Origin of the sequence: Ruminococcus bicirculans (ex Wegman et al. 2014) (genome assembly GCF_000723465.1) — a bacterium.
In the GTDB taxonomy this organism is placed as follows: Bacteria; Bacillota; Clostridia; order Oscillospirales; family Ruminococcaceae; genus Hominimerdicola; species Hominimerdicola aceti.
Window position 1 is genome coordinate 1 of sequence record NZ_HF545616.1, and the last position, 21,967, is coordinate 21,967.

19 protein-coding genes are annotated in these 21,967 nt (G+C 41.0%); 16 read left to right on the forward strand and 3 right to left on the reverse strand.

The genetic code is table 11. The annotated features are described in order from the left end of the window. The 8 genes from dnaA (at position 1) to gyrA (ending at position 9,866) form a co-directional block, all read left to right on the forward strand. Positions 1–1,362, forward strand: a complete 1,362-nt coding sequence (gene dnaA / locus RBI_RS00005; RefSeq protein ID WP_022287188.1) for a chromosomal replication initiator protein DnaA — start codon at positions 1–3, stop codon at positions 1,360–1,362. A 446-nt stretch (positions 1,363–1,808) separates the two neighbouring features. Further along, on the forward strand, positions 1,809–2,915 hold the full coding sequence (gene dnaN, locus RBI_RS00010) for a DNA polymerase III subunit beta (protein WP_022287189.1): 1,107 nt from the start codon (positions 1,809–1,811) through the stop codon (positions 2,913–2,915). 4 nt (positions 2,916–2,919) lie between these two features. Then, on the forward strand, positions 2,920–3,144 hold the full coding sequence (locus RBI_RS00015; protein WP_022287190.1) for an RNA-binding S4 domain-containing protein: 225 nt from the start codon (positions 2,920–2,922) through the stop codon (positions 3,142–3,144). Between the two features lies 1 nt (position 3,145). Beyond that, positions 3,146–4,276, forward strand: coding sequence for a DNA replication/repair protein RecF (recF, locus tag RBI_RS00020; RefSeq protein WP_038670137.1), 1,131 nt, complete (start codon positions 3,146–3,148; stop codon positions 4,274–4,276). After that, positions 4,276–4,536 carry an extracellular matrix regulator RemB gene (remB, locus tag RBI_RS00025; protein WP_022287192.1) on the forward strand — a complete coding sequence of 87 codons (261 nt, stop codon included), beginning with the start codon at positions 4,276–4,278 and terminating at the stop codon, positions 4,534–4,536. The genes recF and remB overlap by 1 nt, the downstream gene beginning before the upstream one ends. A 103-nt stretch (positions 4,537–4,639) precedes the next feature. Then, entirely contained in the window at positions 4,640–6,568 is a 1,929-nt protein-coding gene (gyrB, locus tag RBI_RS00030; RefSeq protein WP_081856017.1) for a DNA topoisomerase (ATP-hydrolyzing) subunit B, read from the forward strand. A gap of 15 nt (positions 6,569–6,583) precedes the next feature. Then, the gene (locus tag RBI_RS00035) at positions 6,584–7,273 is read left to right on the forward strand and encodes a YcxB family protein (RefSeq protein WP_038670141.1); all 690 of its coding nucleotides are present in this window, start codon (positions 6,584–6,586) and stop codon (positions 7,271–7,273) included. A gap of 55 nt (positions 7,274–7,328) precedes the next feature. Then, complete coding sequence (gyrA, locus tag RBI_RS00040) at positions 7,329–9,866, forward strand: DNA gyrase subunit A (RefSeq protein WP_437436332.1); 2,538 nt, start codon at positions 7,329–7,331, stop codon at positions 9,864–9,866. Positions 9,867–10,035: 169 nt separating this feature from the next. Here gyrA and serS read toward each other — a convergent pair whose 3' ends face one another. Next, positions 10,036–11,319 carry a serine--tRNA ligase gene (gene serS / locus RBI_RS00045; RefSeq protein WP_038670146.1) on the reverse strand — a complete coding sequence of 428 codons (1,284 nt, stop codon included), beginning with the start codon at positions 11,317–11,319 and terminating at the stop codon, positions 10,036–10,038. Positions 11,320–11,634: 315 nt separating this feature from the next. Here serS and RBI_RS00050 point away from each other — a divergent pair, with 315 nt between their 5' ends. Further along, positions 11,635–13,017 (forward strand): preprotein translocase subunit SecD, encoded by a 1,383-nt coding sequence (locus RBI_RS00050; RefSeq protein ID WP_038670148.1) that lies wholly within the window; start codon positions 11,635–11,637, stop codon positions 13,015–13,017. Next, complete coding sequence (gene secF, locus RBI_RS00055; protein WP_038670150.1) at positions 13,010–13,990, forward strand: protein translocase subunit SecF; 981 nt, start codon at positions 13,010–13,012, stop codon at positions 13,988–13,990. The genes RBI_RS00050 and secF overlap by 8 nt, the downstream gene beginning before the upstream one ends. Before the next feature lie 57 nt (positions 13,991–14,047). On the opposite strand, the gene RBI_RS00060 is transcribed toward secF, so the two are convergent. Next, on the reverse strand, positions 14,048–14,743 hold the full coding sequence (locus RBI_RS00060) for a JAB domain-containing protein (RefSeq protein ID WP_022287199.1): 696 nt from the start codon (positions 14,741–14,743) through the stop codon (positions 14,048–14,050). 260 nt (positions 14,744–15,003) lie between these two features. Between RBI_RS00060 and RBI_RS00065 the strand changes: the two genes are divergently transcribed. Both RBI_RS00065 and guaB read left to right on the forward strand, forming a co-directional pair. Further along, a complete protein-coding gene (locus tag RBI_RS00065) occupies positions 15,004–16,338 on the forward strand; it encodes an MATE family efflux transporter (protein ID WP_038670152.1) in 1,335 nt (444 codons plus the stop codon). Positions 16,339–16,820: 482 nt separating this feature from the next. Beyond that, complete coding sequence (gene guaB / locus RBI_RS00070; RefSeq protein ID WP_171028772.1) at positions 16,821–18,299, forward strand: IMP dehydrogenase; 1,479 nt, start codon at positions 16,821–16,823, stop codon at positions 18,297–18,299. A gap of 71 nt (positions 18,300–18,370) precedes the next feature. On the opposite strand, the gene RBI_RS00075 is transcribed toward guaB, so the two are convergent. Then, entirely contained in the window at positions 18,371–18,820 is a 450-nt protein-coding gene (locus RBI_RS00075; RefSeq protein WP_038670154.1) for a C-GCAxxG-C-C family protein, read from the reverse strand. Between the two features lie 294 nt (positions 18,821–19,114). Between RBI_RS00075 and RBI_RS00080 the strand changes: the two genes are divergently transcribed. The 4 genes from RBI_RS00080 (at position 19,115) to proB (ending at position 21,966) form a co-directional block, all read left to right on the forward strand. Beyond that, on the forward strand, positions 19,115–19,666 hold the full coding sequence (locus RBI_RS00080) for an NADH peroxidase (protein WP_022287215.1): 552 nt from the start codon (positions 19,115–19,117) through the stop codon (positions 19,664–19,666). A gap of 188 nt (positions 19,667–19,854) precedes the next feature. Beyond that, positions 19,855–20,196, forward strand: coding sequence for a hypothetical protein (locus RBI_RS00085; protein WP_022287216.1), 342 nt, complete (start codon positions 19,855–19,857; stop codon positions 20,194–20,196). Further along, entirely contained in the window at positions 20,193–21,149 is a 957-nt protein-coding gene (locus tag RBI_RS00090) for a D-2-hydroxyacid dehydrogenase (protein ID WP_038670156.1), read from the forward strand. The genes RBI_RS00085 and RBI_RS00090 overlap by 4 nt, the downstream gene beginning before the upstream one ends. Before the next feature lie 19 nt (positions 21,150–21,168). Beyond that, complete coding sequence (proB, locus tag RBI_RS00095) at positions 21,169–21,966, forward strand: glutamate 5-kinase (protein ID WP_038670159.1); 798 nt, start codon at positions 21,169–21,171, stop codon at positions 21,964–21,966. The last annotated feature ends 1 nt before the right edge of the window (position 21,967 follow it).

A 21,967-nucleotide genomic window follows, 5' to 3' on the forward strand; every position in this document is an offset into this window, starting at 1 on the left:
ATGGATTCCTTTAATGACGTATTTCAGGAGGTCCTGAAATATTGCCGAAACTGCAAAAGTATCAGCGAGCCGGGATATAACAAATGGATAAAGATACTTGAACCGATGAAGCTTGAAAACAATGTGGCTTATTTGCTCACTGATTCTGATTTTTCAAGAGATATCACTATGAACGCCTATGAGAATCTTTTAAAAGAAGCTTTTCTCAATACTTTGGGCTTTGAGGTAGATATAAAAATACTTGTTAAAGACAAAGAAGAAGTTAATGAAACTGAGGAAAAGGATATAGAAGTCAAGGTGGCTGACTTTTCTGATGAAGAAAACAACAATCTTACCTTTGATAACTTTATCAAAGGTAAATCGAATGATCTTGCCTATGCTTTCAGCACGGCTGTCGCACATAAGTATGACGAGGATCAGAAAACACCGTCTAACACAAATACTATATTCAACCCTCTCATCATATACGGTGATTCGGGACTTGGAAAAACTCACCTTATGAAAGCTATCGAGCATGAGGTAAAGAAAAATCACCCTGAGCTGAAAATTATTTACACCACAGGTGAATCCTTTATAAACCAGCTCGTTAAAGCTATCGAGTCAAAGGAAACTAATAAATTTCATGATAAATACAGGAATGCCGACTATCTTATGGTAGACGATATACAGACCATTGCAGGCAAGGAGCGTATGCAGGAAGAATTTTTCCATACCTTCAATGATCTTTACAATGCAGGCAAGCAGATAGTTCTCACATCGGATATTGCACCGTCAAAGATATCGAAGCTTCAAAACAGGATACTTACCAGATTTTCACTGGGCGTACAGGTAGACGTTACACCGCCTGATTTTGAAACAAGAATGGCTATCGTAAAGAAAAAGGCTGATATGCTGGACTTACAGCTTTCTGACAATGTCGTAAGGATAATAGCAGAGAAGATAAAGACGAACATACGTCAGCTTGAGGGAACTGTAAACAAAATAAAGGCTCTTACCATTTATACAAATGAAAGCCCGTCCATATCTATGGCTCAGAGGATAATCAAGGAAATAATCATTGAAAATCACCCTGCTGAGATAACGGTTGACAGGATACTTCAGGAGGTAGCAGCGGCATTTGACGTTACTGCTGACGACATAAAGTCAACAAACAGACGTGCAAACGTATCCCTTGCAAGAAAAATAGCGATCTATCTCTTCAAGGACGTAAAGGGCATGACCTTTATACAGATAGGAAATGAGCTTAACAAAAATCATTCAACTATGACCATACACTATCAGGACGTTGTTAAAAATCTTAAAGAGAATAAACAGCTAAAAGATACCGTTGACGACATAATCAAAAACCTCAAGGACAATTAAACGGACTATTTCAACATTTTCAACATAGTTTTCAACAATTTTGTTGAATATCCGGACTTGGATATATAAAGCTTTGCGGAATGTTTTTCAAAACTTTGCACAATGAAGTTTAAACAATGGTGTTATAAAATAAAACACCGATTTTCAGGTTTCAACATTTTTTGCGATAATAATAAACATTCAACAAACATTTTTTCAACTTTTTAAACACAAAAAAAGTTTTTGAAAACACAGTTGAAGTGATGTTAAAATAAACTTGAAAAGCAAAACAAGTCTGCAAAAGGCTTTGAATAACTTTTCAACCATTTCAACACACTCTACTACTAATACTAATTTAATATTGATTTATTTATATATTATCAGAGCAAAAAATATAAATTTGAGAAATTCATATGTTGAAAAAACAAGAGTCAGATAAATGTAATTTTTTTAGAAAGGAAATTGCTATGAAAATTCTGTGTAATAATGCTTCACTTTGCGGAGCAGTAACAAATGTTTCAAAAGCAGTGTCAGAACGTGCTGCACTTAAATCTCTTGAGGGAATAAAATTCAAGCTTGAAAACTCAATGCTGGAGCTTACCGGCTATGACCTTGAGATAGGTATAAAAACTGTTATTCCGGTAAAGAGCGACGATTCGGGAGAATTTATACTTAATGCAAGACTTTTTGCTGAAATGATAAGGAAAATGCCTTCTGAAGAGATCCTGATAGAGGTTTCTGAAAATTTTCAGGTAACGATCTCAGGAGGAGTTACCACATTCAATATCCCTGCAACATCAGCAGAGGAATATCCTGCACTTCCTAAGAAAGAGGAAGAAAACAAGATAACTATCTCTCAGCCTGTTCTTAAGGATATGATAAATCAGACAAAGTTTGCCGTGGCTGTTACAGATCTCAAGCCTGTTCTTAAGGGCGAGCTTTTTGAGATCGAAAACGGTACTCTTACTCTTGTTGCCCTTGACGGATATAGACTTGCTGTGAGATATGAGCCTATAAAGTATGACGGAAGTCTTAAATTCGTCGTTCCTGCAAAAACTCTCTCTGAAATAGCTGCACTTCTGGGAGATAATGACGAAGAAACAGCCTCCGTTTATCTCTCAAAAAATCATGTTGTGTTTGAATTAAACGGCTATCTTGTTTATTCAAGACTTATCGAGGGCGAGTTCCACCCTTATAAGTCAGCTATACCAACTACTTGCACAACTGAGGTCATTGTTGACAGGAAAGAGCTTATTGCCGCTCTTGAAAGAAGTTTGATACTTATAAGTGACAGAACACCGTCACCTGCAAGATGCTATTTTGAAAATAATTCTATAAAAATAAACTGCTCAACAAGCGTTGGAAAGATAACAGACGAGATAAAGGCTGATATAGCAGGTCCTGTTATCGAGATAGGCTTCAAGTGCAAATATCTTCTTGACCCTCTGAAGGTCATAAAGGAAGATAAGGTCAAATTGCAGATGAGCGGAAGTCTGCTGCCTATGAAGATAGTTCCGTGTGAGGGCGACGCTTATACTTACCTCGTTCTCCCTGTAAGACTAGCAAAGGAATAAGAATATGAAATATCAACAGATAGATGTAAATATAAAATCAGAGTTTATAAAGCTCGATTCTCTGCTTAAATATGCAGGCGTTGTGGAAACAGGCGGCATTGGCAAGGAGATAATCCTCGAAGAGAGAATTAAAGTAAATGGTGAGGTCTGCACAATGAGGGGAAAGAAGATCCGCCCCGGGGATAAGGTGCAGATAGACGAGATAGCTACAGAGATAGTGGTAAAATAAAATGGTGATAACCAAAATTTCCGCAGACGGATTTAAAAATCTCAAAAAAGTCGAGATATATCCTCATGAGAAAATGAATATTTTCTGCGGAAAGAATGCTCAGGGCAAAACAAATCTTATAGAAGCTATATGGCTTTGCAGCGGAGTGAGGTCTTTTCGCAACACAAAAGACAGAGAAATGATAGATATAAACGGACAGTTCATGAATATCGACATTTCATTTAAAAACAGCTTCCGCAGTCAGGATATACATTTTGCAATGGCTAGACCTAATGTGAGAGAAAAAAACGTCACCTTGAACGGCGTAAAACTGAAAACTCCCTCAAAGCTTTTCGGAAGCCTTGATTGTGTTATCTTTACTCCTGAGGATCTGGAGCTTTCAAAAGGCTCTCCCGAAAACAGACGGCAGTTTCTTGACCTTTCAGTGTCACAGATAAAAAATTCCTACAGCTCTGTTATCTCAAAATATGATGATCTTATAGAGCAGAGAAATATATTGTTAAAAAATATATGTTACGGCAGATCAAAAAGAGAAGAGCTTGAAGTGTGGGATATCCAGCTTGCTCAGCTTGGGGCTTATATCTCGCTTTTAAGATATAATTATACCAAAAAGCTCGATATGTTCGCAAAAAAGCTTTATGAGGATATATCAGAGGGCAGAGAAATGTTGGAGCTTGAATATTATTCCACTGTGTATTCAAATCTGGAGGGCAGAAAAGATTATGCAGGAGAAATGGCTGAAGAGTATCTAAGCTGTCTGCAAAATAATCTTGATGACGATATAAGAGCAGGATTTACACAGAAAGGCGTTCACAGAGACGATCTTGCGGGAAAAATAAACGGACTGGCAGTTAGACAGTTCGCTTCTCAGGGACAGCACCGCTCTCTTGCTCTTATTTTGAAGCTTTCGCAGGCTTATATACTTGCCGAGGAGATAGACGACAGCCCGTGTATACTTCTCGATGATGTTTTGAGCGAGCTTGACCTATCAAGGCAGAAGTTCGTTATCTCGAAAATACACGATATGCAGGTCTTTATAACCTGCTGTGACAGGAATATCCCCTTTGACGAGAAAAGCCATGGAAAGATATTCAATATAGAAAACGGAATGATAGTTCAGGAGAATAAGTGATGTTTCTGCATTTAGGAAATAACTATTTAGTCAATACTAAAGATATCATAGGGATCTTCGATATAGAGAACACCTCTGTTTCTGCCAACACAAAGGAATTTCTTAATTTTGCGGCAAAAAACAGACGTGTTGTGAACTGCACATATGAGATGCCTAAAAGCTTTGTGGTGTGCCTTGATAAAGACTTTACGGAAACTGTGTATATAAGTCAGATGAGCTGTGCCACACTTTTGAAAAGAAGCAAAAGAATGCCTGAATAATGAATAAAAGATATAAGATGATAAGATAAAAACCAAGTGATGAGGGGGTTATTTTTTGGAAAATAACAACGAGATCGAGATCCAGAACACCGAGGAAATATCCATGGTGGATAAGCAGAATGATTATAATGAAAATCAGATACAGGTGCTGGAGGGTCTTGAAGCGGTAAGAAAAAGACCTGGTATGTATATCGGATCAACAGGTCCAAAGGGACTTCACCACCTTGTCTACGAGATAGTTGACAACGCTATCGATGAGGCATTGGCAGGATATTGCACTGAGATAGAAGTAGAGATACTTCCCGGGGACATTATCAGAGTTACCGATAACGGACGTGGTATCCCTACAGGTATACACCCAAAGGAGAAAATATCTGCTGCAACGGTAGTTTATACCATTCTCCACGCAGGCGGAAAGTTCGGCGGCGGCGGATATAAGGTAGCAGGCGGACTTCACGGCGTTGGTGCGTCTGTAGTAAACGCCCTCTCGGAATATCTTGAGCTTACGGTTTATGACGGAAAACATATTCATTTTCAGAGGTTTGACAGAGGTAATTATTCAGAGCCTCTGAAAATAATCGGCGATACTGATAAAACAGGTACTTCCGTTCTCTTTAAGCCTGACCCTGAGATCTTTCAGGAAACAACAGTGTTTGACTATGAAACACTGCTTAAAAGACTTAGAGAACAGGCATTTCTTAATGCTGGCATAAAGATAATATTCACTGATAAGAGAAATGAATCAGAGCCTGTGGGCGAAACTCTCCATTATGAGGGCGGTATAAGACAGTTTGTGGAGCATATCCACAAAACAAGAGGCGTTACACCACTTTCTGAGGAAGTTATCTATGTCAACGGCATGGAGGGCGATACTTTTGCCGAGATAGCTTTGCAGTATAACGATACTTATAATGACCTTATACTTTCATTTGCTAATAATATCCATACTCCTGACGGCGGTACTCATGAAACAGGTTTCAAGAACGCTCTTACAAAGGTAATAAATAACTACGGTAAGAAGTTCGGCTATCTTAAAGACGACGATAAGCTTCTTGGCGACGATGTAAGAGAGGGTCTGACGGCTATAGTATCCGTTAAGCTCACAAACTGTGAGTTTGAGGGACAGACAAAGGGCAGACTTGGCAATCCTGAGGTAAGACCTTTCGTTGATAAGATAGTTACCGAAAAGCTTATGAACTACTTTGAGGAAAATCCTACTGTAGCAAAGGCTATATTTGATAAATCCGTTCAGGCACAAAAGGCAAGAGAAGCCGCAAAGAAAGCAAGAGAACTTACAAGAAGAAAATCTGCTCTTGAATCCTCTTCATTGCCTGGCAAACTTGCAGATTGCTCAGAGAGAGATGCTTCACTCACCGAGATCTATATCGTCGAGGGAGATTCTGCGGGCGGTTCTGCAAAGGAAGGCAGAGATAGAAAATATCAGGCTATACTTCCTTTGTGGGGAAAAATGCTCAACGTTGAAAAAGCTAGGATAGATAAGGTATACGGCAATGAAAAGCTTATGCCTGTTGTTACCGCACTTGGAACATCAATAGGCGAGGACTTTGACCTTTCAAAGCTTCGTTACGGCAAAGTTATAATCATGGCCGATGCCGATGTGGACGGTTCTCATATCAGAACGCTTCTGCTTACATTCTTCTTTAGATTTATGCGTCCTCTTATCGAGGATGGTCATATCTATCTTGCTCAGCCACCGCTTTTCAAGGTTGCAAGGGGCAAGCAGGTCAGATATGCTTTTTCAGACGCAGAAAGAGATCAGTATATTTCTGAGCTTTCAGGAGAGAACAACCTGAAGGTAAACGTTCAGAGATATAAAGGTCTTGGTGAGATGGACCCTGAACAGCTTTGGGAAACAACCATGGATCCTGAAAGAAGAACTATGATAAAGGTGACAATGGAGGACGCTGTTAAGGCGGACGAGATATTCACTATTCTTATGGGCGATAAGGTCGCACCGAGAAAAGAATTTATAGAGAAAAATGCAGAGTATGTAAAGGATCTTGACGTTTAAAGAAAGGATACTGCTTTGGATAACAACGAAAATAAAAATCAGGAAACAGAGCTTGAAGAGGTAAAAACAGAGGAAGCTGTTGAAACGGCTGAGAAAGCTGTTGATAATGCTGATGAGGTGGAAGAAGCACAGATAGAAAAAGAGCCTGTTTTGAGCTTTGAGTATGATGTGAAAAACGAGGAAGAGGAAAGAGCTTTTTTAGCCTTTCAGAGAAAATTCGTTTATGCGCATAACTGGAAGATAACAGCGGCTTTCGGCGTTGTTGCGGTGCTTTTTATAGTGTCCATAGTGAGAAACCCTTCGGGATATCTTAACTGGGTGCTGGCGTTCATATGCCTTGCAATAATCGTTCTCACATGGTATAACACCAGAAGAATAAGAAAATATCTTATGCAGGCACTTAAACCTCTTGAGGACGACAAGTATGTTTTCACCCTCTATGATGACAGCTTCAAAATAGAAACGCTGCCGACAGAGGAGGAAAAGCAGGAGGAGGACTTTACCCCTGTTCCACCGAGGATAGTTGGTTTTGAGGATATCTCACTGAACGTTTTGGAAAATGACGAAATGTTTATTATAATACTCAAAAAGGAAACTATTTATGTGCTTGCAAAAAGAGTTATGAACGAGCAGCAGCAGGAAACACTGAGAAAAACTTTTTCAGAGCTGCTTGATAGCGATTATGAAATGATAGATAATAAATAAGAACAGGATATGTTCTTTTCAAAGTAAACCGAAAGGTTAAAAAGGAGTGGATAAAGTGAGCGATTATAACGTTATTGACACTGATGTTGAAGCGATAATGAAAGAATCTTTCATTCAATATTCAATGGCGGTAATTGTATCCAGAGCCTTACCTGATGTAAGGGACGGACTTAAACCTGTTCACAGAAGAATTTTATATACCATGTATGAAAATGGTCTTACACCTGATCAAGCTTACAGAAAATGTGCTGACACAGTAGGTTCTGTGCTTGGTAAATATCACCCACACGGTGACGCATCAGTTTATGACGCACTTGTAAGACTTGCTCAGAAGTTCTCAATGAGATATCCTCTTGTTGACGGTCACGGAAACTTTGGTTCCGTTGACGGCGACCCTCCGGCTGCCTACCGTTATACTGAGGCTAAAATGGCTAAGATGTCAGTAAATATGCTGACAGATATAAACAAAACAACTGTTGATTTTCAGTCAAACTATGATGACAGACTGAAAGAGCCTGTTGTGCTGCCGTCAAGATTTCCAAATCTTCTTTGTAACGGCTCAGTAGGTATCGCTGTCGGCATGGCAACGAATATCCCTCCTCATAACCTTCATGAAGTTATCGAGGGCATGAAAACTGTCATGAAAAACCCTGATTGCACACTTGATGAGCTTATGCAGAGCATAAAGGGTCCTGACTTCCCTACAGGCGGTATCATCATGGGCAGGTCCGGTATCAGAGCGGCTTACGGTACTGGCCGAGGCAAGATAACACTGCGTTCAAAGACCTCTATCGAGGAGATAAAGGGCAGAAACTGCATTATCGTCACTGAGATACCTTACATGGTAAACAAGGCAAGACTTGTTGAGTCTATCGCTGACCTTGTTAAGGAAAAGCGTATCGACGGAATACATTATATCAACGATGAATCCGGCAAGGACGGAATGAGGATCGTTATCGAGCTTAAAAAGGACGCTAATCCGCAGGTAGTTCTCAACAAGCTGTTCAGCTATACACAGCTTCAGGATACTGTGGGCGTTATAATGCTTGCTCTTGTGAACGGTATCCCTAAGGTGCTGACCCTCAAGGAAATGCTTGAGCAGTATATAGACTTTCAGGTCGATGTTATCACAAGAAGAACTAAGTTCGACCTTAACAAGGCTAAGGAAAGAGAGCATGTCTTAAAGGGTCTTGTTATCGCACTTGACAATATCGACGAAGTTATCGAGATAATGAAAACTTCTAAGAATATCCCTGAGGCTAAGCAAAGACTTAATCAGCGTTTTGGTCTTACAGATATTCAGGCTGACCATATCGCAAATATGACCCTCGGACGTCTGACCGGTATGGAAAGACAGAAGATAATAGACGAGTTGGCTGAGATCGAAGTTAAGATAGCTGACCTTGAAGATATCCTTGCAAATCATCAGAGAATACTTGATATAATCATTGAAGAGGTCGAGGCTATTCAGGATAAGTTCGGTGACGAGAGAAGAACTCAGATAGAAAATGTCAGCGGTGAAGTTGATATTGAAGACCTTATCCCTGTTGAGGAAAGCGTTGTTACTTATACAAATGCAGGATATATAAAGAGAATGCCTGTTTCAGAGTATAAGGCTCAGAAGCGTGGCGGACGTGGTGTAACGGGTATGAAACAGCGTGAGGACGATTATATCGACGAGCTTCAGACCTGTTCTTCACATGACAATATACTCTTTATCTCCAATAAGGGCATAATGTATAAGCTCAAATGCTATGAGCTTCCGGAAGGCTCAAAGGCTTCAAGAGGCACAAATATAGTAAATCTTCTTGAACTTGGCGAGGGCGAGAAGATAGCCGCAATGATAAAAACTGCCGACTTTGACGAGGGCAAGTATATCGTCATGGTAACAAAGAACGGCAAGATAAAGAGAACTCCGCTGACTTCCTACAGAAATGTAAGAAAGAACGGTCTTATTGCAATCGGTCTTGATGAGGGCGATGAGATAGCAGGAGTAAGAATGACCTTTGGCGACAATGAGGTTATCGTTGCAACGCATAATGGTTATGCTATCAGGATAAGAGAAACTGACATAAGAGAGATGTCAAGAGTTGCACATGGCGTAAAGGCTATTAAACTCAGGGGCAGCGACTATGTTGTATCAATGGCAAGAGTAAGAGATGGTGCAAGCGTTCTCACTGTTGCTGAAAATGGTCTTGGCAGACGTGTTCCGCTGGAGTCTTATAAGGTACAGAACAGAGGCGGCTATGGTCTTATGAACTATAAGAGTGGCGGAGTATGCGGAATAAAGGTCGTTGATGATGAAGATGATATCATCATGATATCCACAGACGGCATTGTTATCAGAATAAGAGCCTGCGATATCAGTATGATGAGCAGATACTCCCGTGGCGTAAGACTTATGAGAGTCGGCGAGGACGGCAGAGTGGTTTCATTCACAAGAACTGAGCATGACGATGATGTTGAAACGGCAGAGGTAGAAAAGGCTACTGCCGAGGAGATAGCAGAGGCTCAGGCTGAGGAAAATGCTGAGGTCATTGAAGATAATACCGAAAGCGTTGAGAATGAGGATTCTGAGAACACGGAAGAATAATATAAAAATCAAGTAAAGACAAAATAAACGGGCGAACACTGTTCGCACCTGCATTGACTAAAAAATTAACGGACGGCTAAAAACCGTCCGTTTTTTGTATCTATATGATTTTTCAGACAACAAAAAAAGGTGAGCGGCACATGACCGTTCACCTTTTTGCATATCAAAATTACTTTGTTATCTTGTCCTTGCCACCCATGTACATTCTCAGTGGCTCAGGGATATTAACTGTTCCGTCAGCATTGAGATTGTTCTCGAGGAATGCGATAAGCATTCTTGGAGGTGCAACAACTGTGTTGTTAAGAGTGTGAGCAAAATACTTCGTGCCGTCCTCTGCCTTTATTCTTATGCCAAGACGTCTTGCCTGTGCGTCGCCAAGATTTGAGCATGAACCAACTTCAAAATACTTCTTCTGTCTTGGGCTCCATGCCTCAACGTCACAGCTCTTTACCTTAAGGTCTGCAAGGTCGCCTGAGCAGCACTCAAGTGTTCTTACAGGAATATCGAGTGAACGGAAGAAATCAACAGAATTCTGCCACAGCTTGTCATACCATGCCATGCTATCTTCAGGTTTGCAGACAACTATCATTTCCTGCTTTTCAAACTGGTGTATTCTGTAAACGCCTCTCTCTTCGATGCCGTGTGCGCCAACTTCTTTTCTGAAGCATGGTGAATAGCTTGTGAGAGTTTTTGGAAGCTCACCCTCTGGAATGATAGTGTCGATAAATCTACCTATCATTGAATGCTCAGAAGTACCGATGAGATAAAGATCTTCTCCCTCTATCTTGTACATCATGCCTTCCATTTCAGAAAAGCTCATAACGCCTGTAACAACGTCTGAACGTATCATGTAAGGAGGAATGAAATATGTGAAACCTCTGTCTATCATGAAATCTCTGGCATATGAAAGAATTGCAGAATGAAGTCTTGCAATGTCGCCCATAAGATAATAGAAGCCGTTTCCTGATGTTCTTCTTGCACTGTCAAGATCGATGCCGTTAAAGCTTTCCATAATGTCAACGTGATATGGGATCTCATAATCAGGAACAACAGGCTCTCCGAACTTTTCAATCTCTACGTTCTCGCTGTCGTCCTTGCCTATTGGAACGCTTGGGTCGATTATGTTAGGGATAACGAGCATTCTCTCACGTATCTTAGCTTCAAGGTCTTTTTCCTTTTCAGCCATAGCGTCAAGCTCAGCACCGATAGCGGAAACCTCAGCCTTTACTTTCTCAGCTTCGTCCTTCTGACCCTTAGCCATAAGACCGCCTATCTGCTTGCTCATTACCTTTCTTTTATTTCTCAGCTCGTCAGCTTTTGTCTTAGCTGCTCTGTATTCCTCGTCAAACTGAGCTACCTCGTCAACAAGAACGAGCTTTTCGTCCTGAAACTTCTTTTTGATGTTTTCCTTGACAAGCTCAGGATTTGTACGGATAAGCTTAATATCTATCATTTTACATACTCCTTTTAGCTGACGCAAAAAAAATTCCTTACGTCGCAATATTTATCCTTTTAATAATATCACTAAAAGGAGATTTTGTCAAGACAAAGCCCCTTTAAAACAGGCTTTTGAAACAGGTTTTGAGAGAACTTATTTCATAGATAAAATACTATCATGATATAAGTAACAGTGCGAATTTCATAAAAACTATTGACATTTTGTATCAAACGTTTTATAATTATAAGGTGAATGTGTTCGTTATGGGCGTATTGTGCCATGACGGCAGAAAAGCCTCTGGGCTTAATAAATTTATCAGGAGGATTAAAGGTGCGAAAAGTTAAAAAACCCGTGTTTTTTATCGTGCTTTTGTGTATAATTGCATTTGGATATCTCACTTATGCAGGAATACATACTCAGTACGGAGATATAAAAACAAGCTATATCAAGGGCGTTGAAGATATCCGCTGGGGTATCGATATTCAGGGTGGCGTAAATGCTACGTTTGAACCTGCCGATAATTACGACGCCACAAAGGAAGAAATGGACGCTGCAAAGGCTGTTATCGAGCAAAGACTTGTAAGCCTTAATATCACAGACAGCGAGGTCTATGTAGACTATAAGAAAAATAAGGTAATGGTTTCATTCCCATGGCAGGCTAACGAAGAAAGCTTTGACCCTGAGGCTGCTGTTTCTGAGCTTGGCGAAACTGCAAAGCTTGTATTCAGAAAGGGTAAAGAAGAAAAAGGCGAGCAGGTGCTTACAGGAAATGACGTTAAAAAGGCTGAGGTAAGACAAACTCAGGACGAAACTACAGGAAATATCAAGTATGTAGTAAGCCTGACACTCAATAACAGCGGTAAAAAAGCTTTTGCTGACGCTACAACTGAGCTTGCCGGAAAAGGCTCTATCTCTATCTGGATGGACGATAAGTGTATTTCTGCCCCAAGCGTAAATTCAGCTATCACTGACGGCGAGTGCGTTATCGAGGGCAACTTCACATATGATTCCGCAAAAGCTCTTTCAGATAAGATAAATGCAGGTTCTATCCCATTTGATCTTAAAACAACAAGCACGAACATCATTTCACCTACACTTGGCGAGGGTGCAAAGAACGCAATGGTGCTTGCAGGAATTATCGCATTTATCGTTATCGCTGCATATATCATCATTATCTATAAGCTGCCGGGCTTTGTTGCGTCTATCGCACTTATAGGTCAGGTAATAGGTTCTATCGCTTGTATCACAGGCTTCTTTGGAAATATCGACAGCTTTACGCTGACTATCCCTGGTATCGCAGGTATTATCCTTTCTATCGGTATGGGCGTTGACGCTAACGTTATCACAGCCGAGAGAATAAAGGAAGAGCTTAACAACGGCAAGACCCTTAACGGAGCTATCGAGCTTGGCTATAAGAGAGCATGGAGCGCAGTATTCGACGGAAACATCACAGTAGTATTCGTTGCAATAATCCTTATGGGTGCCTTCGGACCTACAGACAGCGTTTTCGGAACACTTCTCAGCCCTGTATTCTCAGTATTCGGCGCAAGCACAGCAGGTACTATCTATTCACTTGGATATACTCTCCTTGTAGGTATCCTCCTGAACTTTGTATTCGGTATCTTCTGTTCAAGACTTATGCTTTCGTCCCTCTCAAAGTTCAAGTGCTTTAAGAAACGCAAGCTTTACGGAGGTGCTGAAATAAATGAGTAAAGAAAAAAAGACCCTGAATGTTGTGGGTCACAGCAAATTATTCTATTCCATATCATGCGCACTTATCGCAATTTTTATCATTCTTACATTCGTTATAGGTCTTAACGTGGCTATCGAGTTCAAAGGCGGTACAGTTTTGACTTATACATATGAGGGCGATATAAAAACATCTGACGTTTCAAATACCGTTTCTGACAGTATCGGAGATAAATGTACAGTAACTCTTGGCGAAAACACAGGAAACGCAGGAAAGACAGTAGAAATAAAATTCTCATCAACAAAGGGTATAAGCGATGATAAGCAGAACACCCTGAAAACAGCCCTTGAAAAGGACTTTCCTGATAATAACATAGAAGTTTACGAGTCAAACGACGTTGCAGCTTCAAGCGGTATGAACTTCTTCTTCAAGTGCCTTGCTGCTTGCGCACTGGCAATGGTCATCACTATCATTTATATCGGCTTCAGATTTAAGAAGATAGGCGGTATCTCAGCAGGTGTGTTCTCAGTAGTTGCCCTTGCACACGATATGTGCATGGTATACGGTTGCTTTGTAATATGCAGATTTGACATCAACGCAAACTTTATGGCAGTTCTGCTGACTATCCTTGGATATTCTATCAACGCAACTATCATCATTTACGACAGAATAAGAGAGAATGAAAATCTTCTTGGCAACAAAATGGAGCTTGAGGATCTTGTAAACCTCTCTATTACACAGACAATGGGACGTTCTATCCATACAACTGTTACAACAGTTCTTGCTATGGCTACAGTTTGTATCGTCTGCATAATCTGCGGAGTAACATCTATCCTGAGCTTTGCCTTCCCACTTATCATCGGTATGATATCAGGTGTTTATTCTTCTAACTGTATCGCACCTACACTGTGGGTACATTGGAAAAAACATCAGGCAAAGAAGTCACATTCAGGCTCAAAAACAGGCAGCACAAAGAAAAAGGCTTCAAGAAGATAAAATTTTATGGACGGTATGTTAAACATATCGTCCATTTTTTTTTGTGATATTCTATTTTTAACACTCCATATCATGGATAAGTCCGCAGTTTCGCATGGAGATAGTTCCGTTATTGCCTGTTATATAATGGTCAAGAACTGTCACACCTAAACATCTCATATATCTCATGACCTCACGGGTGAGAGTAACGTCCTCCTGAGAGGGGGTGTTGGGTGAGTCAGGGTGATTGTGGGCAAGGATAACAATATCAGTGCCGCTGTTGAGAACGGCTTTTGTAAGCTCACGAAAATCAACAGGGGTAAATCTCGCACCGCCTGCGGATATGTCTGTTACGCTCTTTATGTGAAAGCCAGAGTCGATACAAATTACCTTGAACTTCTCCTGCTTTTCGTTTCTAAAACAATTATTTACAAAACTCAGTGCCGCAGATATGTTTCTAATGTCTATCCTGCTGTCTGTGACAGTGGAGCAGTAGTTTATAAGCTCTCTGAAAAATAAAAGTGAGTTCGCAGAGCTTTCGCCCATGTCCTTTACCGAAGAAAGCTCCTCCACAGAAGCGTTAAGAACGCTGTTTAAGCTTCCAAACTTTTTTATAAGCTCGTGCGCAATATCATTGGTGTTCTTTCTCGGCACAATGTAAAATAAAAGCATTTCAAGTATCTCATGCTCGGAAAAGCCTTTGAAATTTCCCGATTCTTTGAAACGCTTCCTCATTCTCTCTCTGTGACCACCGTGGTCTGCTTGACTGCTCATTTTATCACCTCTTATACAAGTATAAAATATCCGCACTTTTTTGTCAATAAAAAACCATTGTGACTTTATTCTTTACAGATAATTTCAGCAAGAGGGTAAGCTAATAATATTTAGAAAATTTTATTAATCAATCGCAAATAGCGTAAAATGCTAAAAAAACCTTCAGAAATATCAAAAGTGTCTGTGCGAAATGACGTTGAAAAAGGTTGTTTTTTTATGATATAATGAAATGGTAACTATTATATTATGGAGATGTTTTTATGACAGACCTGACGGTGGGAAAACCGTGGACAGTGCTGTGGAAATTTTCCCTGCCTATGTTCGTGAGCGTGATATTTCAGCAGATGTATTCCATTTTCGACAGTATCATAGCAGGAAAATTCGCAGGCGAGGACGCTCTTGCGGCAGTTGGTGCGTCTTATCCTATAACAATGATATTTATGGCGTTTGCAGTGGGAAGCAATGTTGGCTGTTGTGTGGTGATATCTCAATTCTTTGGTGGAAAAGAGTTCTCAAAGGTAAAAACTGCGTCAACTACTACTATAATTTCATGTACGATACTTGCGACAGTTCTGACAGTTTTTGGACTTGCGTTCTCTACTCCTCTTATGAGAATGATAAACACGCCTGATAACATTTTCCGTGACGGTGAGCTTTATCTGAAGATCTATATCGCAGGTCTTATCTTCCTGTTTCTTTATAACGTGGGTACAGGTATTTATAACGCAATGGGCGACTCGAAAACACCATTGTATCTCCTTATCGGCTCATCAGTTGGAAACGTTGTTCTCGACTATGTGTTCGTGAAGTTCTTTAAATGGGGTGTGGCAGGCGTTGCATGGGCTACTTTTATCGCTCAGGGAGTGGCTTGCGTGTTCTCACTGCTTATTTTGGTGAAGAAAACCGCAGAAATTAAAACAGAGGATAAACCACCGCTGTTTTCAGGAAAAATACTTAAAAAGATAACCCTTTATTCTATACCTAGTATTTTACAGCAGAGTTTTATCTCAGTGGGAAATATCTTTGTGCAGTATCTTGTAAACAGCTTCGGCTCGTCTTGTATCGCAGGATATTCTTCTGCAATAAAGCTAAATACCTTTGCTATAACAAGCTTTACAACGCTTTCTAACGGGCTTTCAAGCTTTGTTGCACAGAATTACGGTGCAGGCAGGAACGATAGGATAAAAAGCGGATATAAAGCAGGACTTGTTATCTCGGCTATCGTGGCAGTGCCTTTTATACTCTGCTTTTTCTGTATGCCAAAAACTATGATAAATTTGTTCCTTGACGACGGAGGAACAAAAGCCGTTGAGATAGGCACAACATTTTTGAGAATAATATCGCCTTTCTATGTGTTTGTGGGCATAAAAATAATGTCAGACGGGGCATTAAGAGGTAAGGGCGCAATGCAGTATTTTATGATATCAACTTTTACGGACTTGATACTCAGAGTAGTGCTTGCGTTCGTGTTGGCAAGACCATATGGGTCAACGGGAATATGGCTGTCATGGCCGATAGGTTGGCTTGTGTCAACAGTGCTGTCAGTGGTGTTTGCGAGAGTGAAAGTGATGAAAAAGACATTGAATGAGGAATGAGGAGTGAGGAATGAGGAATGGCAAAGCCAAACTGAGCTAAGCACCAATACAAAGTAAAAGCACCCACCGAGCGAAGCGAGCAAAAGGTCCAGGGGCACGCCCCTGGTCAGGGTCAAGGGGTGAAACCCATTGTGGGTACAGGGCAAAGCCCTGTCGGAGTTTGAGGCAGAGCCTCAATAGGCGCAAGCCTACTAAGCGGTGCAGAGAGAAAAAGAAGAATTGCAGAGTTGCAATCTGATACAAAGCGAATATCGAAGCACAAAACTGCACCGCTTATACTATCTCCTTATACAAAGTAAAATCCGCAAAGAGCGCAGCGATTTTGCGGCATAACAAACCTTGGCTAAAACAACGTAACTCCGATTAGCAAAGACTAAATTAAAAAAAAGTTCTCAATAATGATGTTGACAAGTTTAATTAAATGTTGTATGATTATAAGAATAATAAATTAAGAATTCAAAATGTTTGCGGGAGGTTAATTTATGCTGGATACTAATGTAAACAATAAGTTTGGTAAAGAGGGTCTTACCTTTGATGACGTTCTCCTTATCCCAGGCGAGTCGGATTGTACACCTGATATGGTGGATATCCATACACACCTCACTAAGGATATAGTCCTCAATACACCTATAATGACATCTGCTATGGATACAGTCACAGAGTCAAAAATGGCTATCGCTATCGCAAGAGAGGGCGGTATCGGTATTATCCATAAGAATATGACTATCGCTCAGCAGGCAGAAGAGGTGGATAAGGTAAAGCGTTCTGAAAACGGCGTTATCGTTAATCCTTTCTCTCTTACAGCCGATAAAACTGTTGCTGAAGCTGATAAGCTCATGGGCAAGTATAAGATCTCCGGCGTGCCTATAGTCGATAAGGATGGCAAGCTCGAGGGTATCCTCACTAACAGAGATCTTAGATTTATCACTGATTTTGAAAATATCAAGATCGGTGACGTTATGACTAAGGAAAACCTCGTTACTGCTCCTGTTGATACGGATCTTGAAGGCGCTCAGAAGATACTTATGAAGCATAAGATCGAGAAGCTTCCTCTTGTTGATGCAAACGGCGTTCTTAAGGGCCTTATCACTATCAAGGATATTGAAAAGGCTGTTCAGTATCCAAATTCCGCAAGAGATAAAAAGGGCAGACTTCTTTGCGGTGCTACTATCGGCATGACTAACGATATTCTTGAAAGAGTTGCCGCTCTCGTTGAAGCTCAGGTAGATGTACTGGTACTTGACTCTGCACACGGCCATTCTATGAACGTTATAAATTGTCTTAAAAAAGTTAAGGCTGCTTTCCCTGATACACCGGTTATTGCAGGTAATATCGCTACTGCCGAAGCCGCCAGAGCGCTCTGCGAAGCAGGTGCTGACGCTATAAAGGTCGGTATCGGCCCTGGTTCTATCTGTACTACCCGTGTAGTCGCTGGTATAGGTGTTCCTCAGGTCACTGCAGTTTATGACGCTGCTTGCGCTGCTGCTGAGTATGGCATTCCTGTTATTGCTGACGGCGGTATCAAGTATTCAGGCGATATCGTTAAGGCTCTTGCCGCTGGTGCAAACGTTGTAATGCTTGGTTCACTCCTTGCAGGATGTGACGAAGCTCCAGGCGAAACTGAGATCTATCAGGGCAGACAGTTCAAGGTATACAGAGGCATGGGTTCTCTTGCCGCTATGAATAAAGGCTCAAAGGACAGATATTTCCAGACAAACTCAAAGAAGCTCGTTCCAGAGGGCGTTGAGGGTCGTGTGGCTTATAAGGGTCCAGTTTCAGATACTATCTTCCAGCTTGTTGGCGGTATCCGTTCAGGTATGGGCTATTGCGGTTGTCATACTATTGCAGAGCTTGGCGAAAAGGCTAAGTTCATCAGGATAACAGGCGCAGGTCTTAAGGAGTCACACCCACACGATATTTATATCACAAAGGAAGCTCCAAACTATTCCGCAGGTATCTAACAGAATTTATATACAAAAAAAGAGCAGAGATCTCGTTTCTCTGCTCTTTTTTGCGTTGTTTTGCAAAAATATTACTCCATAAATTCTCCCAAAAGACCACTTGCAATTGCTACAGTTTCAGGACATGGACGCTTCTGATAGTATTCTTTTGTGCGCTTTGCAGGGTCAGGGTCACTAGGTCCGCTCAGACCGAGAAGCTCACGGCAGATGATAGTGTCAGAGCCAAGCTCTTCCTTGAAACGCTTTGCAAAAAGCTGAACACGCTCATAATCCTTGCCCTTTGCCGCCCTGTCATTGCCTATGGTGTTGCCAAATTTCAATCCAAGCACCATGACTGCACCTGTAAATGCTCCGCAGACCTCTCTCATTCTGCCTATTCCGCCGCCAAAGCCCGAAGCTATCTTGTATGCAGTTTCGCTGTCAAGGCCGATATCCTCAGCCCATGCGCCTACTACCGCCTGTGAACAGTTGTAGCCCTCCATAAAAAGAGCCTTTGCTGCCGCTGCTTTTTCCTTATTCATTTAAAAAAAACTCCTTTTTTGTCATATATTGATTTTCATTATAGCATAGCTTTAAGTTTTTTTCAAGACGTATTATTGGTTAGTATAGTCTACGTCAAATTGCATAAAAAATTGCCATAAAATTTTGCAATATTTTTATATTGTTAGACAAAACTAACCTATTGACAAATGTACACTAATGTGGTATACTTTAATTACAGCAAGGGAAAAGCTGCAAAGAATAACGCAGATAAAGCGAAAACGCTGGTCTGTGGAAAAGTAAAAAATGATATTAAAATAAGGAGGACAAAAATTATGTCAAAGTTTGTATGTTCAGTATGCGGTTACGTTTATGAGGGCGAGGCTGCTCCAAAGGAGTGTCCTATCTGTCACGCACCAGCAGAAAAGTTCAATAAAGTAGAAGAAACAGCTATCACATGGGCTGACGAGCATAAGGTAGGCGTTGCAGAGGGTCTTGATGAGGAAGTTGTTGCAGGTCTTAGAGAGAACTTCAACGGCGAGTGCTCTGAGGTAGGTATGTATCTTGCAATGGCAAGAGTTGCTTACAGAGAAGGCTATCCTGAGGTAGGTATGTACTATGAGAAGGCTGCTTATGAAGAGGCTGAGCACGCTGCTAAGTTCGCAGAGCTTCTTGGCGAGGTAGTAACACCTTCTACAAAGAAAAATCTTGAGATGAGATATATGGCTGAGAATGGTGCTTGTGAGGGCAAGATGAAGCTTGCTAAGAGAGCAAAGGAGCTTGGCTATGACGCTATCCATGACACTGTTCATGAAATGGCTAAGGACGAAGCAAGACATGGATGCGGCTTCAAGGGTCTGCTTGACAGATATTTCGCTAACAAGTAATTTATCTTAAAATAGTATAAATTAAAGATTACGACGAATTTTTCCCGAAAAAGGCGGAGGTATTTGAAAAAATACTTCTGTCTTTTTGTTTTATAAAGCCGTTATAAAGGCTCAAATCTATTGCAAATGACGTAAAACTGTGGTATAATATTTTAGTATGATAAAATAATGCTTTAGGAGATGATAGTGTGATAGAAACACTGGCGGCGGAAACTGCGACCTTGCAGAACGTTTATGCCCCCTTGCCTTTCAAGGTGCATATGATATTCTGCGTTATTGCTACGCTTTTATATATAACTCAGTTCATAAGGAAAGGCTCTTATCATTATCTTACATTAATGATAGCTATCGACCTTACTATAGTTACTCAGTTTACCACAAAAAGCTTTGTTATCGGTATGCTTTTCGGTGCAGAGGTAGCGCTTCTTGCGGCAACAGCTTTTATTTCCCATAGGTTTGCTAAAAAGCAGAAAGCTTTGGAGAATGCCGAGGAAAAGTCGGAAACTGCTCAAAAGGAAGATGAAGAATGAAAATAGTTATACTTGACTCTGAAACAGTTTCAAGAAACGATGTGTCGCTGGAGGGTATAACAGTCCTTGGTGAAAGCATTGTTTATGGTTTTACACCAAATGAACAGGTCGCAGAAAAGATAGGCGACGCTGACGCTGTTATATGCAATAAGTGCCTTATAACAGAGGAGGTATTCTCAAAGTGCAAAAACCTGAAATACGTCGGTCTTTTTGCAACGGGATATAATAATGTTGACCTCTCCGCCGCAGACAGGCATGACGCAGTGGTCTGCAATGTGCCTTTCTATTCAACAAACGCAGTTGCTCAGCATACTTTTGCACTTATCCTCAACTATTTCAGCAAGATAAGAGAATATGCCGAGAAAGTTGACGAGGGCGGCTGGGTGAATTATAAGCTGTTTTCATATTTTGGTATTCCTACCTATGAGCTTGCAGGAAAAACCATTGGTATAGTAGGCTATGGCGACATAGGAAAGAAAGTTGCTGAGATAGCAAGAGCATTCGGCATGAAGGTCATCACCTTTACACGCTCTCCCCAGAAAATAACTGATGGCACGCCTGCGGTAAGCCTTGAAGAGCTTTTGAAAAGCTCAGACGTTGTAACGCTCCATTGTCCTCTTACAAAGGATAATGAGAAAATGATAAATGCCGAAAGCCTTGGCATAATGAAAAAGTCAGCATTTTTCGTCAACACTGCAAGGGGCGGACTTGTGGACGAAAAGGCACTTGCACAGGCTCTTGAAAATGAAGTCATTGCAGGTGCAGGAATTGATGTTCTCACGAATGAACCGATGCGTGAGGATTGTCCACTGAGAAACGCAAAGAACTGCACTGTTACCCCACATATAGCGTGGGCACCAAAGCAGACGAGAGAAAGGCTTCTTGAAACTGTTGCGCAGAACTTGAAAATGTGGATAGAGGGTACGCCGCAGAACGTTGTCAACGGAAAATAACAATAAGGACATGATGAAAATGATAGATATGACAAAAAAGAAAAGAGTTGTGGTAAAGGTAGGAACTTCTACTCTTACTCACAGCACGGGGCTTCTTAATATACGCCGTGTGGAACAGCTCGTTAAAACTCTTGCCGATCTGCAAAATGCAGGACATGAGATAATCCTTGTATCAAGCGGTGCGGTGGGTCTTGGCAGAGCAAAACTGGGCATAAAGGAAAGACCAAAGGACACTCCCACAAGACAGGCTTGTGCGGCGGTGGGTCAGTGTGAGCTTATGTATCTTTACGATAATCTTTTCTCTGAATACAGCCTTAATGTGGCTCAGCTTCTGCTTACAAAGTATATTCTTCTGGAAGACAGAAAGATAAACGTGCAGAACGCCCTTAACCGCATTATAGAGCTTGGTTCTATCCCTATTGTGAACGAGAACGATACGGTGTCTATTGATGAGCTGGAGCTTGAAATGGGCGAGAACGATTCTCTTGCGGCAAATGTTGCGGTGCTTGCTAATGCAGATCTGCTTATAATAATGTCTGATATCGAGGGACTTTTTGACAAAGACCCTCATAAGTATGATGACGCTGAGCTTATCCCTGTTGTGCCTGAGATAACGGAGGAGATAAAGGCTATTGCAGGGGGTGCAGGTTCTTCACTTGGCACAGGCGGAATGGCGACAAAGATAAAAGCCGCTGAGATATGCAAAAATGGCGGAATAGATCTTATAATAATGAATGGCAGAGATCCAAGACATTTGTATAAGGTATTTGAAAATAAACCTATAGGAACACTTTTTACAGCTAACGGGGAGGTATAGT

What these genes read in the sequence shown, in the direction of transcription:
- dnaA (WP_022287188.1), top strand. Translation starts at nt 1, where the DNA reads ATGGATTCCTTTAATGACGTATTTCAGGAGGTCCTGAAATATTGCCGA.
- dnaN (WP_022287189.1), top strand. Translation starts at nt 1,809, where the DNA reads ATGAAAATTCTGTGTAATAATGCTTCACTTTGCGGAGCAGTAACAAAT.
- RBI_RS00015 (WP_022287190.1), top strand. Translation starts at nt 2,920, where the DNA reads ATGAAATATCAACAGATAGATGTAAATATAAAATCAGAGTTTATAAAG.
- recF (WP_038670137.1), top strand. Translation starts at nt 3,146, where the DNA reads ATGGTGATAACCAAAATTTCCGCAGACGGATTTAAAAATCTCAAAAAA.
- remB (WP_022287192.1), top strand. Translation starts at nt 4,276, where the DNA reads ATGTTTCTGCATTTAGGAAATAACTATTTAGTCAATACTAAAGATATC.
- gyrB (WP_081856017.1), top strand. Translation starts at nt 4,640, where the DNA reads ATGGTGGATAAGCAGAATGATTATAATGAAAATCAGATACAGGTGCTG.
- serS (WP_038670146.1), bottom strand. Translation starts at nt 11,319, where the DNA reads ATGATAGATATTAAGCTTATCCGTACAAATCCTGAGCTTGTCAAGGAA.
- secF (WP_038670150.1), top strand. Translation starts at nt 13,010, where the DNA reads ATGAGTAAAGAAAAAAAGACCCTGAATGTTGTGGGTCACAGCAAATTA.
- RBI_RS00060 (WP_022287199.1), bottom strand. Translation starts at nt 14,743, where the DNA reads ATGAGCAGTCAAGCAGACCACGGTGGTCACAGAGAGAGAATGAGGAAG.
- RBI_RS00065 (WP_038670152.1), top strand. Translation starts at nt 15,004, where the DNA reads ATGACAGACCTGACGGTGGGAAAACCGTGGACAGTGCTGTGGAAATTT.
- guaB (WP_171028772.1), top strand. Translation starts at nt 16,821, where the DNA reads ATGCTGGATACTAATGTAAACAATAAGTTTGGTAAAGAGGGTCTTACC.
- RBI_RS00075 (WP_038670154.1), bottom strand. Translation starts at nt 18,820, where the DNA reads ATGAATAAGGAAAAAGCAGCGGCAGCAAAGGCTCTTTTTATGGAGGGC.
- RBI_RS00080 (WP_022287215.1), top strand. Translation starts at nt 19,115, where the DNA reads ATGTCAAAGTTTGTATGTTCAGTATGCGGTTACGTTTATGAGGGCGAG.
- RBI_RS00090 (WP_038670156.1), top strand. Translation starts at nt 20,193, where the DNA reads ATGAAAATAGTTATACTTGACTCTGAAACAGTTTCAAGAAACGATGTG.
- proB (WP_038670159.1), top strand. Translation starts at nt 21,169, where the DNA reads ATGATAGATATGACAAAAAAGAAAAGAGTTGTGGTAAAGGTAGGAACT.